Genomic DNA, 17008 nt, shown 5'->3' with positions numbered 1-17008 from the left:
GGTTTGTTGCATTTTTATTGTTTAGGATAAAATCATAGGCCACTGGCCACAGTCGGAGATAAACGATGTCTGGAACTATCCGTATGGCAATTCGTACATTAGGTGTAGCAAGCTTATTTATTGCCGGTAATGCCCTTGCTTCTGGTTATCACTTTGGTGTGCAAAGTGTTAGCTCGCAAGGCGTTGCTAATTCAAACGCTGCCGAAGCAGAAGATGCATCTGTATTGTTTTACAACCCCGCAGGGATGACTAATTTACGGGGCACTAATATTTCGGGTGCTTTGGTTGTAGTCGATCCGCACATCAGCTTTTCTAATTTGAATGCGACCAATAGCCGCGGTAAGCCAGTAACAGGTAATGATGGCGGTACGGCGACTAAACCTGTTTTTGTTCCACAAACTTATATCACTCATCAAGTCAATGAGCAGTTATTTATGGGCTTGGCGATGTTTGTGCCATTTGGCGACAAAACCAATTTTGATGATAAATGGATTGGCCGTTACAACGGCACTGATCTTGAACTCATGACTTTGGCTCTAAACCCTTCGGTAGCCTACAAAGTTAATGAGCAGTTTTCTGTTGGTGCAGGTGTTACTGCCCAATATATGAAAGCACGCTTTAAGAAAATGATTGATCTGGGTGGTCAAGCAACTGTTGGTGGTAATTCAACACCGGCACTTGATGGCTCGATGGATTACGAGGGCGATAATTGGGCTTATGGTTTTAATTTAGGCGTGACTTGGAAAGTAGATGATAGTTTGCGTTTTGGTGCAGCATATCGCTCTAGTTTGAGCCATAGTCTGCAGGGGGATACCAAGTTTTACGTGCCAGGTGCTTTTCCTCCTGGCTTAGCTAATTTGAAGAAACTGCTTAATTCAAATGGTACAGTTGATTTAGAAACACCTGATTCATTTGCGATTAACTTTTATAAAAAGTTAAATGACCAATTCGCCATAACAGGCGATTGGACGCATACTTGGCATTCTAAGTTTCAAGATTTAAATTTGGACACAGACGCTGGTTTTAATGCAGATATTGAACAAAAGTGGCGCGATACCGATCGTTTCTCTTTGGGTTTGAGTTATCAATATAACGATCCTTTGAAATTGCGCTTTGGTTTGGCTTACGATCAATCACCGGCTGATGAGGCAAAATATCGTATTGCTAATTTGCCAGACAGCGATCGTTATTGGTTCTCGACTGGGTTTAACTATGCAATCGATAAAAATATGTCGGTTGACGTGGCTTATACCTATGTGAAATTTAAAGATTCAAGTATGTCGAATATTGATATTAATAGTAATGCTGTTACGACTAACGCAGATATTTCTGCTTACGCCAATGTATTTGGTGCGCAGCTGAATTACCGCTTCTAATTTTTTGTTTAACCCTCCCCCTTGCGGGGGAGGTTTCGTTTGACTCTGGGCGGCTCTCGCCGCTCTTCCTTTCCATTTAGCGAGGCTAAACATGGCCAATACCGTGCATATCCGTCAGGTTGCCGTTCTCGGCGCGGGCGTTATGGGAGCGCAAATTGCTGCCCATCTTGCCAATGCGGGAATTAAAACCGTTTTATTTGACTTACCGGCTCCAGCCAAAGAAGGCGATGCAAATGCCATTGCAACAAAGGCAATTGCCAATCTTAAAAAAATGAAACCATCGCCATTAGCCTCGGCAATGCGTGCGGATCATATTGAGCCAGCCAATTACGGTTCTGATTTAGAAAAATTAAAAGATTGCGATTTAATTATTGAGGCGATTGCTGAACGCCTTGATTGGAAACTCGATCTTTATGCCAAGATTGCGCCTTTTGTAGCACCACACGCTATTCTGGCGTCCAATACTTCTGGCCTATCCATTAATTCATTGGCTGGCGGTGTACCTGAGCAATTGCGCAGCCGTTTCTGCGGTATCCATTTCTTTAACCCACCACGCTATATGTATCTGGTTGAGTTGATTGCCGATTCCCAGACTGATCCTGTAATGATGGACGCGCTGGAAAGCTTCCTTGCTACCCGCATGGGCAAGGGCGTAGTACGCGCTAAAGACACCCCTAACTTTGTTGCCAACCGCATTGGTGTGTTCTCCATGCTGGCAACGATTTATCACGCCGAACGCCTCGGCATCCGTTTTGATGTGGTTGATGATCTGACTGGCCCACGCTTGGGTCGTCCGAAATCAGCGACTTTCCGCACTGCCGATGTGGTTGGTTTGGATACCTTTGCTCATGTGGTTAAAACCATGACTGAGCAATTGGCAGCAGATCCTTGGCATAAATACTTCACTGTTCCGGCTTGGATGCAAAAGCTGATTGAAAACGGTGCTTTGGGGCAAAAAACCAAGGCGGGCGTATTCAAGAAAGTAGGCCGCGATGTGTTGATGCTGGACCCAAGCACTGGGGACTATATTGCTGGCGGCCAGAAGGGAAGCGATGAAGTGAAAGCGCTGCTGAAAATTACCGATCCAGCAGCACGCTTTAAAGCCTTGCGCGAATCGGCTCACCCAGAAGCGCAATTCCTCTGGGCCTGCATGCGTGATGTATGGCATTACATCAGCTATCACCTCGATACCATTGCGGACAACGCACGCGATGTGGACTTTGCGATTCGTTGGGGATTCGGCTGGAATCAAGGCCCGTTCGAGCAGTGGCAAGCCGCGGGTTGGCAAGAGATTGCTGCGGCCATTGCTGCGGATTCAGCAGCAGGCCAATCCATGAGCGATGTGGCATTGCCAGCTTGGGTATCGGCGCGTGATGCTGTGCATACACCAGAAGGCTCGTTCAGCGCGGCAGATAATGCCCTGAAACAACGCTCTAACTTGCCAGTTTATAAGCGCCAGCTCTACCCGCCAACCGTGGTGGGTGATGCAGCGCCTCTTTATGGCGAAACGATTTTTGAAAATGACGGCGTTCGCCTCTGGGCGCAAGCCGGTGAAGATGTCGCTGTTCTAAGCTTTAAAACCAAAGCACATTGCATCGGCCCAGATGTACTGGCTGGCGTAAATCAAGCGGTTACGATCGCTGAAGAGCGCTACGCTGGTTTGGTGGTTTGGCATCCAGAAGCACCGTTCTCGGTGGGGGCAGATTTGATGAGCATGGGCCCGGCCTTTATGACTGGCGACTTTGCTTCGATCGAAAACATGGTGGCCGAATTCCAAAAAGCCAGTATGCGCATCAAATATGCAGCTGTGCCGGTAGTTGGCGCGGCTCAGGGTTATGCCTTTGGTGGCGGTTGCGAATTCTTAATGCACTGCTCACGCGTTGTGGCTTGCCTAGAGACTTATATCGGCTTGGTTGAAGTGGGCGTAGGCCTCTTGCCAGCAGGCGGTGGGTGTAAAGAATTTGCACTGCGTGCCTCGCAAGAAGCAAAAGGCGATATCGTTGGCGCGCTGAAAGACTACTATCTGTCGGTAGCGATGGCCAAAGTGGGTACGAGCGCGGAAGAAGGCCAGCAAATTGGCTATCTGCGTAGCTCAGATATTATTGTGTTTAACCCGAATGAATTGCTCTATGTGGCTAAAGCGCAAGTACGTGCCATGAGCGAATCAGGCTACAAAGCACCGCTTAAGCCAAAATCCTTTGCTGTAGCGGGCCGTGCAGGCGCTGCAACCATCAAAGGCCAGCTGATCAATATGCTGGAAGGCGGCTTTATCTCTAAGCACGACTACCTGATTGCTGGCCATATTGCCGAAATCATGACTGGTGGTGATGTCGATGCGGGTACGCTGGTGGATGAAGAATGGATCCTCAAGTTAGAGCGTGAGCGCTTTATGAAGCTGCTCAAAACCGGCAAAACGCAAGAGCGCATCATGTATATGCTGGAAAACAACAAGCCGCTGCGTAACTAAACAGAAAAGTTCTGTAGACACAGAGATCGGGGAGAACACAGAACATACCAAGTAAAACGAGCTAAGCATCGTCGCACTATCTCTGAAACTAAACCGCTACGTCATTCCCGAATGCTGTTATCGGGAATCCAGTGGTACTACTGGATCCCCGACAAAAACACTCGGGGATGACGGTTTTAAAGTTTTTTGAGCGGTTCAGTCTGTGACGTGACAATAGATATTATTGGCGTGTTTTTACTCTGGTTTTCTCCGTGCCCTTTATGTGCTTTGTGTCTACAGCTTCTTTTGGTTTACGGTTGATTCTTGGCTTTAGCGAATACCCCATATTTAGGAGCTCAAAATGAGCAGACAGATTCAAGAAGCTTATATCGTCGCTGCGACACGCAGCCCGGTTGGTAAAGCACCGCGCGGTATGCTGCGCAATGTTCGCCCGGATGATTTGCTAGCCCATGTATTAAGAAGTGCGCTGGCGCAAGTGCCTCAGCTTGATCCTAAGCTGATCGAAGACGTGATTGTGGGCTGCGCCATGCCAGAAGCCGAGCAGGGGATGAATATTGCTCGTATGGCTGTGCTACTGGCCGGTTTGCCAGATACGGTCGGTGGTGTAACCATCAATCGTTTCTGCTCCTCAGGCGTGAATGCCATTGCTATGGCAGCGGATAAGATTCGCTTGGGCGAAGCAGATGTGATGATCGCGGCGGGTACGGAAAGCATGTCGCAAGTGCCGATGATGGGAAATAAAATCTCCCTGAATCCTGAGATTTTCACTAAAAATGAAAACCTCGGTATTGCTTTCGGCATGGGCCTGACGGCAGAAAAAGTAGCGGATCAATGGAATGTATCCCGTGAAGACCAAGACGCGTTTGCAGTTGAATCAAACCGTCGTGCCTTGCATGCGATTGCCACGGGCGAATTCAAAGACGAAATCAGCCCGCTAGAAGTATTTGCACGCACGCCCAATTTAGCGACTGGTGAAGTTGAAGTCACCAGCAAGATTTGTGATACCGACGAAGGCCCGCGTGCTGGCACTACGATGGAAGGCTTGGCTAAGCTTAAAACCGTATTCGCGGCTAAGGGCTCGGTTACTGCCGGTAATAGCTCGCAAATGTCCGATGGTGCAGGCGCGGTGATTTTGGTTTCCGAGCGTATTCTGAAGCAATTTAATCTGGTGCCTTTGGCGCGTTATGTGACCTTTGCCGTAAAAGGCGTTCCGGCACATATCATGGGGATTGGCCCGAAAGAAGCGATTCCGGCGGCACTGAAGTTAGCAGGTCTGACGCTGGATGATTTGGGTTGGATCGAGCTGAACGAAGCCTTTGCCGCGCAAGCACTGGCTGTGGCGCGTGATCTTAGTCTGGATATGAGTAAAGTTAATCCACTAGGCGGCGCAATTGCTTTGGGCCATCCACTGGGTGCAACCGGCGCGATTCGCGCGGCAACGATCGTGCACGGTATGCGCCGCCACGGTATGGCAGGCAAGTACGGCATGATCTCGATGTGTATCGGTACAGGTATGGGCGCTGCAGGTATTATTCAGTCGTTGTAAGCCTGTAAACCATCTCTCCTTTAAACCCACGGCATAGTCTGTGGGTTTTTTCGTAAGGAATACCATAGTGAAAAAGCTCTTAATGACCGCCTCTTTTGTACTGGCCACTCAAAGCTGTATGGCTTTGGAAGTGGCGGGGGTTAGCTTAGCTGACCGTACTGAATTATCCAGCCAGTCTTTGGCGCTTAATGGTGCGGGGGTGCGTAAAAAAGTGTTCTTTGATGTGTATTTGGCTGCGCTGTATGTGCCAAGCAAAACGCAAGATGCGTCAGCGGTTGTCAATGCGGTGTCGCCACGCCGGATGGAACTGCGGATGCTGCGTGAAGTATCTGCTGCGGCTATGCACGAGGGGTTTGTTGATGGTTTAAAAGCCAATCAGAGTGAGGCCACTTTAGCGACACTCTCGCCAAAAATTATTGAGCTGGAGCAGGTATTTAAACAAGTTAAAACTGCTGCTAAGGGTGATGTGATTCAGCTTGATTTTATGCCAGGCCAAGGTACGCGGGTTACAGTGCGTGGAAAGACTTACGCAGTGATTGCTGGGGATGATTTTGCTGCGGCGATGCTATCCATCTGGCTAGGGCGTGTGCCAGTAAATGACGGTTTAAAAGCGGCACTATTAGGTAAGTAAGTAAATAGTTTTAAAGCATTTAAGACAAGCAATAGACGATATGTAAATGGGCCTTGGTTTTTTGGTCGTTGTGTATGGTTTATTGCTTTTTTTTGTAGGCTGCAAATGCGTGAAGGTGTTTTTTTTGTGTAGTATTACTACTTGTTGATTTTATTTTTTTAAATTTTATTACACGTTAATCTATTGATATTTATAATATATTTATTATTAAATGTAGTTGTTTATTGTGTTTTTTTGTATCTATCGAGTAGTTTTACTACAAATGTACTTGCATGCGTTTTGTAGTTTTGTTAAAGTATCGTCATTGCTTCATTGGGGGTAGATGCCTAACCTCGCTCACTAAGGCGCTTGTTATGCGTACCTTGCAAAGTATTTTTAAGAACATCGAAGCTGCTCAAAACTTGTTGATGAAGTTGCAAGGTTTGATTCGTTGATCTAGTGGTTTAGTAGTATGTAGTTGTTGTGGTAGTAAGTTGTTGTGTGTGTAGTGTGTTTTGATTCTTCATCTAGTCTTTTTTTGCCCAGTTCTGTTCTGCGTTTTTGCGCAGCAGACTGGGCTATTTTTTTGCCTACAATTTGGGCGTTTTATCTTTGTAAAAATACACCTAGGTATTTTTTGCTTGATCTCATGTCTGAAACAAATGCCATCAGTGCTTGCCATGCGGTAAAGTAGCGGCCTTGATCCTATTGAATATTTTGCTTATGTTTGCTCGTTCATTGTGTGCTTTAGCTCTTGTTGTTCCCGCTGTGGTATATGCCGACGTGGAAGCGCCTGCTGAAGCAGAGCAAAACGTCTCATTTCCCTACGTTTTAAAAATAACCACTACCAATAATTTTCATGATTTGCTAGAAAAAAACTTAGATTTAGCGCGTTGGCAGCGTGAAAGGCGCGTTACCCGAGAACAGCTTGAGCGGCTTTTGGATTCGGTTGCGGAATCGGTATCGGGCTTGCTGGCTACAGAAGGGTATTTTTCGCCGGTGGTGAGTGCCAAATTGGATGAAACGGTGCAGCCTGCCGTGGTGAGCTTAGATGTTAAAGCCGGTGAACCAAGCCGCGTGCGCGATATTGATGTGAATTATATGGGCGCGATTGATGAAGATGAGGTGCGAGTACAGCGACTGTTTGAGCGGCGTGAGCAAACGTGGTCTTTGCCAGTAGGAAGTATCTTTAAGCAAAGTGCTTGGAATGATAGTAAGCGCCGTGCATTAAGCGCTTTGCTTAACCGCCGTTACCCAGCGGCTAAAATGGTTCGCTCTGAAGCCAGTGTAGATCCGCAGGCTTTAACGGTGGATTTAAGTATTGATTTGGATAGTGGCCCTGCTTATACCTATGGCCCATTAGAAGTGAGTGGATTATCCCGCTTCACAGAAAAGCTAATTCGCAATAATGTTGAATTTCATGAGGGGGAAGAGTATCGCCGTAAAGATCTAGTTGACCTGCAAACCGATTTACAAAACCTACCGCATTTTTCTTTGGTCTTGGTGGATGTAGATTTACCTACAGATCCGCCTTTTATTGCGCCGGTAAAAGTTACAGTACAAGAATCTCCATTAAGCAAAATTAGTACGGGTTTGGGCTACAGCACCAATACCGGTGTACGCGGCTCGTTTAATTATCGCTACTTAAATTTAATGGATAGGGCATGGGTTTTTGATAGTAGTTTGCGCTTAGAACAAAAAGAGCAGGCGCTCAGTGCAGGGGTTACCTTCCCTCGTTTTACCTCGGGCTATGAGCATAGGGTGTATGCCAGCTATACCCGTGAAGATATTCAAAGCTTAGCCATTGATAAATGGAAGACTGGGGTTTCTAGAAGTATCACATCAGAAAACATTGATCGCTTAATTAGGCTGGAATACCAAATCGAGCGTAGTGAACTCAATGATGGCACGGTGTTTGATCCACAGTCTTTAACCGCCAAATATCAATGGGTGAGACGCAATGTGGATCGCCTCAGAAACCCTCGTTCAGGTAATGTGATTACCTTGGAGGGGGCGGGGCAATTAAAGGGGTTTTATCTGATGAAACCTTCGCACAGCTTTACGGGCGCGGTGTGCAATATTTTCCGATTGGCAAAAAAAGCGTGTTTGTTGGCCGCCTAGAGCTAGGTCAAACGTTTACTAAAGAAGTGACAAATGTGCCAACTGATTGGTTGTTTCGTACTGGTGGTTCATCTTCAGTGCGAGGTTATGATTATCAAAGTTTAGGTATTTCCTTGGGCGGATCAACGGTGCCTGGGCGAGTGTTGGCCGTGAGTTCTTTAGAGTATCAACAGCCAATCTACAAAGATTGGTTAGGGGCGGTGTTTGTGGATCATGGTGGGGTGGCGGATCAGTGGAAAGATTGGAAAGGTTCTACAGGGGTCGGTGTGGGCGCGCGTTGGGTGAGTCCTGTTGGCATGATCGGTATAGACGTGGCCCATGCTATTGAAGCGAAGCAATTTCGAGTGCATTTCACGATGGGAGTGACATTCTAAATGGAGCCCAATAGCCCCGAGCAGACTGCTCCCGCTGAAATCCCAAAATCTAGATCCTCATTATTACGTAGATTAGTTGGTCTGTTGTTATTTGCTCTCATTGTGCCAGTCTTTGTGTTAACGGCAACTTTGGCCTTCTTTGATTCACAAATGGGCCGTGATTGGCTGGTTAAGCAGGTGAACCACAGTGGTGTGGTCAAGTTGCATGCCATTGATGGCTCTTTATGGTCTGATTTTGCCCTACGTGGTTTGGTGGTTGATACCGCAGAGATGAAGCTGGCGATCGATAAGGTAAGCTTCGCGTGGAGCCCGTATAGCTTATTGGCGCGGGATTTATCGCTGGATGATTTAACCATTGGGCATTTGGAGCTGAATATAAAGCCTAGCCCGCCAGATAAGCTTCCTTCGCCTCCACCCGAGAGTATGACTCTGCCGATCGGCTTACATATTGAGCGGGCCAGTATTGATCGTCTAAGTATAAAGGGCTCACCTGACATCGAAAAAATCCGTTTAAAACTAGCCAGTAATGGTCGTTTTCATCAGCTTTTTTTGGATCAGCTTCGGCTGAAATTACCGCAGGCAGATGCCACAATAAAAGGCGATTTAGCCTTGTTAGGGACTCAACCTTTTACGACTTCAGGGCAATTGTCGCTGCAGGGTAAGGTTGAAAATAAGCCTTTGAATTCGCAAGTCAAACTCAGCGGTGAGCTGCGTAAATTGCAATTGCAGGGTGACATTAAAAGTGAGCAACTTAAAGCGCTGATTAATGCGCGTTTAGACGTGTTTGCGCCTTACACCTATCAATTACTCAGCGAGGGCAAAATTGAGTTGCAGCAGCTTAATCCTGCGGCGCTTATGCCTAGCTTGCCTAAGGCAATGCTGGATGTGTCTTTGACGATGATTCCGCTGGGGGAGCAGGCGGGTAGTGGCGTGCTGGAAGTAAAAAACGCCATGCCTTTGACGATCGATCAAGGGGGACTGCCTTTTACTCAAATTAGCAGCAAGCTAAGCTATTTAAAAGAAGCGCTGACTATTAAATCTGCGGTACTTAGCTTACTGGGGCAAGGCCAGATTAAGGGCTCAGGGCTGGTGAGCCAAGGGCAAATGAAGCTGCAGTTTGAATTGGCCAAAATCGACCCAGCAAAACTATGGTCGCACCAGCCCCTGCGTCTTTAGGTGGGACAATTCAGCTGCACGGGCCCTGGTTGGCCCCTGATGTGCTGGCAAAATTGGAAGACCAGCAGCGCAAAGTGGCGTTTGATCTGAATATGGGCTGGTTAAATCCTAAGCACGAGCGCCGTATTGCACTGCGTAGCGCTAAATTATCCCGCGCTAATAGCCGCGTATCTTTACAGGGGGAGTTTGGCTTATTAGATAGCAAAGGCGTTGCCAGAAACGATTTCAAACTCAATGGTGAATTTGCTGGGATTAATCCTGCTGAATTTGTGAATAGCCCTAAGGGTGTGATCACTGGGCAATTTAAACTAGCGGGTGCTTTGCTGCCGGTGATGCGGGCGGATGTGGATTACAGCCTACAAGATAGCCGTTTTAACGGTGAAGTATTGAGTGGAAAAGGGCAATTAAGGCTAGAAGAAACCCGCGTCTCCAATGCCGATTTATGGTTAGCATTGGGCACAAATCGAGTCGATGTCGATGGGGCTTTAGGGCGCGCTAATGACACACTTAAACTTAAGCTTAACTTGCCACAACTCCAGCTGTTTGGCCCTGGTTTTGCGGGTAAAGCCAGTGGCGATGCGCAGTTAAAGGGCGAGCTACTTAATCCGCAGATTGCTGCGCAGTTGTCGCTGCATAGCTTGCAAACGCCATTTGGGGTGTCGGTTAACCAAGCTCAGATCGATGCGCATTTGCAATCTGATCTAAAAGGCCCATTTCAGCTTCATGCCGAAGTTATTGATGCTAAAGCTGCGGGTGTGCTGCTACAAAAGCTCAGCTTTAAGGTGGATGGAAGCCGTGCTAAGCACCATGCCACTTTGCAGGTACAGGGCAAAAAAGAAGAGCAACTGATTGATCTTTCCACCACCTTAGATGGCGGGGTAAACGAGCAGTGGGCATGGCGTGGCATGATGCAGTCTTTGCAGGTAAGGCAACCTCTTGAGGTGAATTTAGCTGATCCTCTACCTTTAGAGGCGGGCGCAGGCTTATTGCGTCTTGGTGATGCTCGTTTACTCATGGGGGATACACGCTTACACCTGCAACACTTCTCTTGGAATGATGGCGCTTTGGATACCGCAGGCGATCTTGAGCAGCTTTCTGTAGGGCAATGGTTGCCGTTACTTGGGCAAAAAGACCTGATCGGTAATTTAATGCTGGGTGGGCGTTGGAATCTACAATCCAAGGGGGGCCTCAATGGGGCGCTGGAAATCCACCGCCAATCGGGCGATTTAAAATACGTCAACGCGAGTATCGTGCCACAAAAATTTCATTTGCAAGATTTTAAGCTCCAAATCAATGCTAAAAAATCTGTGATTAAGCTGGAAAGTAGTCTTAGCTCAGACCGTTTTGGACAGGTGCAGGCCAGTGGCAAAGCGTTAGTGGATGCGGTGAATTGGCGTTTGGTTGAGCACTCTCCCGTTGATATTTTAGTGAAAGGTGATTTGCCTAAGCTGGCCATGCTTGGCCCCCTACTTGGGCCTGATTTAAGCTTGGGCGGTAAGGGGAGCTTTGAAGTGCGCCATTCTGGTTTGCTCGTAGATCAGCAGTGGGCGGGCTTTGTGAATGGCGATAATTTATCGATTCGCGACTCTGCAACAGGCCTTGCCTTGCAAGACGGTAAGGTGAGAGTCGCTCTGGATAAGCGGCAGATCGTTTTGCAGCAATTCCAATTTAAAGGGGGGCAAGGCAACTTAGAGGCTAAGGGGAGCTTTGATTTATCTGGTCCTAGCCCAAGTGCTACGGCACAAGTGACTGCTAATAAGCTCACTTTGATTAGCAAGGCTGATATGTTGGTGGTGATGTCAGGTCAAGGCGATATTAGTCTTAGAGACAAAGCACTGAGCGTGAGCGGTAGGTTAAGGGCAGATGAAGGTGATATACGCTTTCAATCCAATGATGTGCCGCGTTTATCCGATGATGTGGTGATCAAGGGTAGGGCAAAAGCGCCGGTTGAAGCAGGGCCTAAGCTTACGCTGCAGATGGATCTTGATCTAGGTAATAGCTTTCGCTTTCGCGCCTATGGCTTGGATGCCCGCCTAACAGGTTTGCTCCGTTTGCGCACACAGGCCAATCAAGCACCAACGGCCACTGGCGTGGTGCAAGTGGCCGAAAATAGCGGCAATGTGCATAGCACTTACAGCGCTTATGGTCAGAAGCTAGATATTGAGCGCGGTATTCTCGCGTTTCAGGGGCCAATCGATAACCCTTCCCTTGATATTCTCGCTATGCGCCGTGGGCAAGAGGTTGCCGCAGGGGTGCAAGTATCTGGCTCCGCGCTAAGGCCACGGGTACAGCTCTATTCAGAGCCAGGCATGCCAGATAATGAAAAACTAAGCTGGCTCTTGTTTGGGCATGGCTCAGATAGCATGGAGAAATCAGATAGCGCTCTTATGCTGCAAGTGGCCAATGCCTTACTCACCTCTGGCGATGGTGGTCCTAGCTTTACCGAAGGGATTTTAGGGCAGGTTGGCTTGGATGCTGTGGGCTTTAGTAGTCAAAAAGAAAAGGATGGTACCTCTACCCAAGTGGTGTCGGTGGGTAAACAGCTCGGCAAAAACGTAAGGGTCTCGCTAGAAAAAAGCGTGAACGGCCTACGTGATGCGGTGAAGTTTACTTGGCAGCTCTCTAAAGGCTGGTCCTTGGTGTCTAGGGTGGGAACAGATGAAACAACCGGTGATGCTTATTACACCTTTACGTTTGATTGAGGTTTAAACGGTGTTTTTTTAAAGCAAAGGCCACCTACATTAAAGATGGAGGTGGCCTTTGCTTATTGCCAGTTAAAATAAGTCTGCTTTAATTTTTAGGGGTGATTTAGGTTAATCCGTTTAAATTTTGTGTATGTAGGTTAAATTAAATGCCTAAGACAGCACTTATATTTTTTTTAGCATAAGATATTCCTCGCTCCCCTTGATATTTTCTACAATAGCTTCTCTTTCCATGCCTTTGCTGAGTTGTGTTTTATAGTGAACAAAGCCGTCGTGGTCTGGTTTTCTTTTTAGTAATTGCATAAAAGCGGAAAATAAGAAGTCGTCGTCTTTTTCAATATCAATTAGGCCATCGTGTGTAGGGTTTTGAGTTTTGATGGCTTTAACATTAAATAACCAACCGTCTAGAGGTTCTAAGCTGGTGGTGGTAAAGCCTGCATCAAGTAGAGCACTTTTTATGGTGATTTCAGTGAAGCCAATAAAGTGAAAGTCGCCGTTATAACACTGTGTGCCAAATAGGCAGCGCAATAATTCTTCGTGTTTTTCAAGCGTTTGATTTTCTGGCTTTTTGAGTAGGCTTAATAAGCCGATTACATCTGGAATCTGTAACTCTAGCGTGCCCCCGATATTTAGTAATCGGCTCCATTCCCTTAGTGTGCTGCGGGTTTTTAAACGAGGAATATGCTCGAGTATGTCATTAGCTAAAATATACTGATAATAGCCGGTGGGTAGACATTCAAGCCGAGTACAGTCGGCAACTAAATCAGGCTGGTGATAAGCGTTTAAATCAATATTCAGAAAGCCAATTTTTAAATCATATCCACAGCCGATATTGATTTTATTGGGATATTTCTGGTAATCAAAATCCATACTGCCTCCTTAATGCGGAAGAAAACGTATAGTGTCTTATCGGATAGAGTGCTTTTTTTATCAATTTAAGATGGAAGCATCGTTAGTAGTATGGGTAAGAATTGCTTACCCTACCAACACTTAAACGGCAGGATTGACAGCGTGCTCTATACGCTCAAAGATTCATTATAGGAAAGTTTTTTGTGTGATTCTGACTATTTTGCTGCAGTGCAGAATGTTAGTCACTGCTGGTTTTATATTCGCCATTTCAAGGTAAATACACCAGCAGCTTAATCCTAGCAGCCTGTCGGACTTAAGACTGATCTACTACGGAAAAGCCGGATTTGGCCAGATTTCACGCATTTTCTCGTTGAATAGCCAGCTATTCGCCTCAAAAACCCGCTAAATCTGTCTCAAACCGGTCTTTCCCTCGCTACGATCGCTTAAGTCCGACAGGCTGCTAGGGTCTGTTGGCGTTTCATTCGCCATTGCGCTGAGCCGGAAAACGGCTATGCACAAGGCATGTGACGTAGGCAATAACGGGTTATTGTCGAGGAGCATAACGCAGTGAATGGCCATTTTCGGGCTCAGCCCTTCGGGTTTAGCCCATTTTTTGGGCGGAACGAAAGTTAAAAATCGCATGGTCGAGACCAGATTTTTCCGGATTTGCAGCGCCAATAACGAGTTATTGGTCAAAAATCTGGTGAAATATAGGCCGATCAGGTGATTTTGCAGCTGACTGATGCTAAGTCCGACAGGCTGCTAAGGTTTAAGGATAAATGTAAAATCGTCCCGCTCTAGCATGGTGTCGTTAAATACCGCCAGCAGCGCTTCGTAATCTTCCCTTCCCAGCGCCACTTTTGCTTCTTCTCCATCTTGCCAAGTGATTTGGATCGGGCCTTCTAGATTGCCACTTAGCTCGTCGTAAAGCGCATCAAGGTTGTTCACAAAATCAGTAGGGAAATCGAGCTGCTCGGCCAGTTGCTGATAAACATCGGCCTGCTTGCTGAGATGCTTGAGAACGACTTTCTGAGTTATTGACATGCTGCCACCTCGGTAAAGGTTTGATAGTGATCGACGGTAATAAAACGCGGGCCGTTTTTGTTGAAGACAATCCGCTTAGCGCCGCGTTTACCGCCTTGATAGTCTAAATCTGCTTCTTGATACTGGCTGCGTGGCAGACGATTTTCACGGTTACCAAAGCGGTCCCCGCCGATCGATTTGCCAGGCAGGCTTTGCCAGAGAGAAGAGCCTGGCCGCCAGCCAGCCGCTTGAGCATCTCTTTTTTTAACAAATTTGGCGGGTAGCTGGCCGGTTTGATTGAGGCTTTTTAGGATGTTGGTGAGCTCGTTAGCGTTGGTTGCTGGGCGTAGCTGGCGGTTTAAATTTTCTGCCACACTCTGGCAGGAAGCCGCGTTAGCCAGACCACAGCTCAGTAGCAGCAAGGCTATTAATGATCGGTGCATTAAATTTCCTTTTCAGGGTTAAATTTTAATGTGTTTATTTAAACTGCATCAGCATAAGTCTTGCTTACGCGGTTGTGGCAAAGTGCCTTCTATGCTAGTTTCTTAGGCCCTGACTTTTTTGATGATTGCCATGGCTCAGACACTTTATGACAAACTTTGGCACTCGCATGTCGTTCGCACTGAGGACGACGGTACTTGCCTTATCTATATAGATCGTCACCTGGTGCATGAAGTGACCAGCCCACAGGCTTTTGAGGGCCTAAAGTTAGCGGGTCGCGGCCTGTGGCGCAAGTCTTCTATTGTCTCGACTGCTGATCATAATACGCCAACTAATGACTGGGATAAGGGGATTCAAGATCCCATCTCACGTCTACAGGTGGAAACGCTGGATGCCAATATCAAAGAATTTGGCGCGTTGGCTTATTACCCGTTTAAAGATCAGAAACAAGGTATCGTGCACGTGGTTGGCCCAGAAGTTGGCGCAACCTTGCCAGGCATGACCGTGGTTTGCGGCGATAGCCATACCTCTACGCACGGCGCATTTGCCGCCCTTGCACACGGGATTGGTACTTCTGAAGTTGAGCATGTGATGGCCACCCAAACGCTGGTGGCTAAAAAATCCAAGGCCATGTTGATCCGTGTTGATGGCATGCTGGGCCGTGGTGTCACAGCAAAAGACGTGGCGCTGGCGGTTATCGGCAAGGTGGGTACGGCAGGTGGCACCGGCTATGCCATTGAATTTGGTGGTGAAGCGATACGCTCCTTGTCGATAGAAGGCCGTATGACGCTATGCAATATGGCGATTGAGGCCGGTGCGCGTGCCGGTATGGTGGCCGTGGATGTAAAAACGATTGATTACCTAAAAGGCCGTCCTTATTCGCCGAATGCCGAGCAATGGGATGCCGCTGTGGCACACTGGAAAACACTGGTGTCGGATGAAGGCGCAGTGTTTGATGCGCTCGTTACACTCGATGCCGCCGAGATCGAGCCGCAGCTGACATGGGGAACCTCCCCTGAGCAAGTATTGGGCATTTCTGGCCGTGTGCCAGATCCAGCAAATGAGCCTGACTTAGTTAAGCGCGGTAGCTATGAGCGCGCGCTGCAATATATGGGCCTTGCTGCCAATACGCCGCTGACCGATATTCAGATTGATAAAGTATTTATCGGCTCCTGTACTAACTCACGCATCGAGGATTTGCGCGCCGCCGCAGGCGTGGCCAAGGGTAAAACCAAGGCTGCAAATGTCAAGCTGGTGCTGGTCGTGCCAGGTTCGGGACTTGTTAAGGCACAGGCCGAGGCCGAAGGGCTGGATAAAATCTTTATTGCGGCAGGTTTTGAATGGCGAGAGCCAGGCTGCTCAATGTGTCTTGCAATGAATGCTGACCGCCTAGAGCCAGGTGAGCGCTGCGCATCCACAAGCAATCGCAATTTTGAAGGCCGTCAGGGCCAAGGCGGTCGTACGCATTTGCTAAGCCCAGAAATGGCGGCAGCGGCGGCGATAGCTGGTCATTTTATTGACGTGCGCCAGCTGGCTTAAGGAGAAATCACCATGAAACGAATCACAACGCTGCTATTGATGTTTCTTATGCTTGGGCTGACCGCATGTAATACCGTGTCGGGTATGGGTAAAGATATTAAAAAAGGTGGCGAAGCCATCGAAAAGGCGGCCAATAAATGAAAGCATTTACGCAACTAAATGGTTTAGTTTGCCCGCTGGATCGGGCTAATGTTGATACCGACGCGATTATCCCCAAGCAATTTTTAAAATCGATCAAACGCTCGGGTTTTGGCCCAAATTTGTTTGATGAATGGCGCTATTTGGATCACGGCGAGCCGGGTATGGATAACAGCCAGCGCCAACTTAATCCTGAATTCGTGCTGAACTACCCGCGCTATCAGGGTGCAGAAGTACTGCTGGCTAGAGATAATTTTGGTTGCGGATCAAGCCGTGAACACGCACCGTGGGCGATTGATGATTACGGTTTCCGTGTGGTGATTGCTCCCAGCTTTGCTGATATTTTCTTTAATAACTGCTACAAAAATGGCCTACTGCCGATTGTACTGGATGGCGCGTTGGTGGATCAGTTGTTTGCTGAAAGTGAAGCCAGTGTAGGCTATCGCTTAAATGTGGATTTACAGGCTCAAACCGTAACTAGCCCATCTGGTCAGGTGTTTAGTTTTGATGTGACTGGCCACCGTAAGCATTGTCTGCTGAATGGCTTGGATGAAATTGGTTTGACTTTACACCATGCTGATGAAATTAAAGCCTTTGAGAATCAGCGCCGTATTGATCAACCTTGGTTATTTGCCTGATTTATTGC

At 47.6% G+C, this 17008-nt stretch carries 14 protein-coding genes; 11 read left to right on the top strand and 3 right to left on the bottom strand.

Features of this window, described 5'->3' with window-relative positions:
* Positions 1–65 precede the first annotated feature (65 nt).
* The 8 genes from C1H71_RS01210 to C1H71_RS01175 all read left to right on the top strand — a co-directional run bounded on the left by C1H71_RS01210 (position 66) and on the right by C1H71_RS01175 (position 12372).
* Positions 66–1376, top strand: a complete 1311-nt coding sequence (locus C1H71_RS01210; protein WP_130104943.1) for an OmpP1/FadL family transporter — start codon at positions 66–68, stop codon at positions 1374–1376.
* Positions 1377–1467: 91 nt separating this feature from the next.
* The gene (locus C1H71_RS01205) at positions 1468–3843 is read left to right on the top strand and encodes a 3-hydroxyacyl-CoA dehydrogenase/enoyl-CoA hydratase family protein (protein ID WP_130104942.1); all 2376 of its coding nucleotides are present in this window, start codon (positions 1468–1470) and stop codon (positions 3841–3843) included.
* Positions 3844–4183: 340 nt separating this feature from the next.
* Positions 4184–5389, top strand: coding sequence for an acetyl-CoA C-acyltransferase (locus tag C1H71_RS01200; protein WP_130104941.1), 1206 nt, complete (start codon positions 4184–4186; stop codon positions 5387–5389).
* Positions 5390–5456: 67 nt separating this feature from the next.
* Positions 5457–6020: a chalcone isomerase family protein gene (locus C1H71_RS01195; protein ID WP_130104940.1), complete on the top strand. Its 564-nt coding sequence runs from the start codon at positions 5457–5459 to the stop codon at positions 6018–6020.
* A 702-nt stretch (positions 6021–6722) separates the two neighbouring features.
* Positions 6723–8120 carry an autotransporter assembly complex protein TamA gene (locus tag C1H71_RS01190; RefSeq protein ID WP_130104939.1) on the top strand — a complete coding sequence of 466 codons (1398 nt, stop codon included), beginning with the start codon at positions 6723–6725 and terminating at the stop codon, positions 8118–8120.
* Entirely contained in the window at positions 8072–8494 is a 423-nt protein-coding gene (locus C1H71_RS01185) for an autotransporter assembly complex protein TamA (protein WP_262488364.1), read from the top strand. Before C1H71_RS01190 ends, C1H71_RS01185 begins: the two co-directional genes overlap by 49 nt.
* Positions 8495–9670 carry a hypothetical protein gene (locus C1H71_RS01180; RefSeq protein WP_130104937.1) on the top strand — a complete coding sequence of 392 codons (1176 nt, stop codon included), beginning with the start codon at positions 8495–8497 and terminating at the stop codon, positions 9668–9670. It begins immediately after the preceding gene.
* Complete coding sequence (locus tag C1H71_RS01175; RefSeq protein ID WP_130104936.1) at positions 9643–12372, top strand: translocation/assembly module TamB domain-containing protein; 2730 nt, start codon at positions 9643–9645, stop codon at positions 12370–12372. The genes C1H71_RS01180 and C1H71_RS01175 overlap by 28 nt, the downstream gene beginning before the upstream one ends.
* Before the next feature lie 165 nt (positions 12373–12537).
* Here the strand turns inward: C1H71_RS01175 and C1H71_RS01170 are convergent, their stop codons facing one another.
* The 3 genes from C1H71_RS01170 to C1H71_RS01160 all read right to left on the bottom strand — a co-directional run bounded on the left by C1H71_RS01170 (position 12538) and on the right by C1H71_RS01160 (position 14687).
* Positions 12538–13242 carry a DUF4214 domain-containing protein gene (locus tag C1H71_RS01170; RefSeq protein ID WP_130104935.1) on the bottom strand — a complete coding sequence of 235 codons (705 nt, stop codon included), beginning with the start codon at positions 13240–13242 and terminating at the stop codon, positions 12538–12540.
* 741 nt (positions 13243–13983) lie between these two features.
* Positions 13984–14265: a barstar family protein gene (locus C1H71_RS01165; protein ID WP_130104934.1), complete on the bottom strand. Its 282-nt coding sequence runs from the start codon at positions 14263–14265 to the stop codon at positions 13984–13986.
* Positions 14256–14687: a ribonuclease domain-containing protein gene (locus C1H71_RS01160; RefSeq protein ID WP_130104933.1), complete on the bottom strand. Its 432-nt coding sequence runs from the start codon at positions 14685–14687 to the stop codon at positions 14256–14258. Before C1H71_RS01160 ends, C1H71_RS01165 begins: the two co-directional genes overlap by 10 nt.
* Before the next feature lie 121 nt (positions 14688–14808).
* On the opposite strand from C1H71_RS01160, the gene leuC reads away from it, so the two are divergent.
* Genes leuC through leuD form a run of 3 tightly spaced genes read left to right on the top strand, consistent with a single transcriptional unit; the run spans position 14809 to position 17000 of the window.
* Positions 14809–16224 (top strand): 3-isopropylmalate dehydratase large subunit, encoded by a 1416-nt coding sequence (leuC, locus tag C1H71_RS01155; RefSeq protein WP_188053478.1) that lies wholly within the window; start codon positions 14809–14811, stop codon positions 16222–16224.
* 12 nt (positions 16225–16236) lie between these two features.
* Positions 16237–16365 carry an entericidin A/B family lipoprotein gene (locus C1H71_RS01150; RefSeq protein WP_130104931.1) on the top strand — a complete coding sequence of 43 codons (129 nt, stop codon included), beginning with the start codon at positions 16237–16239 and terminating at the stop codon, positions 16363–16365.
* A complete protein-coding gene (gene leuD, locus C1H71_RS01145; protein ID WP_130104930.1) occupies positions 16362–17000 on the top strand; it encodes a 3-isopropylmalate dehydratase small subunit in 639 nt (212 codons plus the stop codon). Before C1H71_RS01150 ends, leuD begins: the two co-directional genes overlap by 4 nt.
* The last annotated feature ends 8 nt before the right edge of the window (positions 17001–17008 follow it).

The sequence above is a fragment of the Iodobacter fluviatilis genome, from assembly GCF_004194535.1.
GTDB lineage: Bacteria > Pseudomonadota > Gammaproteobacteria > Burkholderiales > Chitinibacteraceae > Iodobacter > Iodobacter fluviatilis_A.
Note: the sequence above shows the minus strand (reverse complement) of the source record. Positions and strands in the feature narration are given on the sequence as shown.

Coding starts and splice junctions, on each gene's coding strand:
- C1H71_RS01200 (WP_130104941.1), top strand. CDS start 4,184: ATGAGCAGACAGATTCAAGAAGCTTATATCGTCGCTGCGACACGCAGC.
- C1H71_RS01205 (WP_130104942.1), top strand. CDS start 1,468: ATGGCCAATACCGTGCATATCCGTCAGGTTGCCGTTCTCGGCGCGGGC.
- C1H71_RS01180 (WP_130104937.1), top strand. CDS start 8,495: ATGGAGCCCAATAGCCCCGAGCAGACTGCTCCCGCTGAAATCCCAAAA.
- C1H71_RS01170 (WP_130104935.1), bottom strand. CDS start 13,242: ATGGATTTTGATTACCAGAAATATCCCAATAAAATCAATATCGGCTGT.
- C1H71_RS01210 (WP_130104943.1), top strand. CDS start 66: ATGTCTGGAACTATCCGTATGGCAATTCGTACATTAGGTGTAGCAAGC.
- C1H71_RS01150 (WP_130104931.1), top strand. CDS start 16,237: ATGAAACGAATCACAACGCTGCTATTGATGTTTCTTATGCTTGGGCTG.
- leuC (WP_188053478.1), top strand. CDS start 14,809: ATGATTGCCATGGCTCAGACACTTTATGACAAACTTTGGCACTCGCAT.
- C1H71_RS01175 (WP_130104936.1), top strand. CDS start 9,643: ATGGTCGCACCAGCCCCTGCGTCTTTAGGTGGGACAATTCAGCTGCAC.
- leuD (WP_130104930.1), top strand. CDS start 16,362: ATGAAAGCATTTACGCAACTAAATGGTTTAGTTTGCCCGCTGGATCGG.
- C1H71_RS01190 (WP_130104939.1), top strand. CDS start 6,723: ATGTTTGCTCGTTCATTGTGTGCTTTAGCTCTTGTTGTTCCCGCTGTG.
- C1H71_RS01160 (WP_130104933.1), bottom strand. CDS start 14,687: ATGCACCGATCATTAATAGCCTTGCTGCTACTGAGCTGTGGTCTGGCT.
- C1H71_RS01165 (WP_130104934.1), bottom strand. CDS start 14,265: ATGTCAATAACTCAGAAAGTCGTTCTCAAGCATCTCAGCAAGCAGGCC.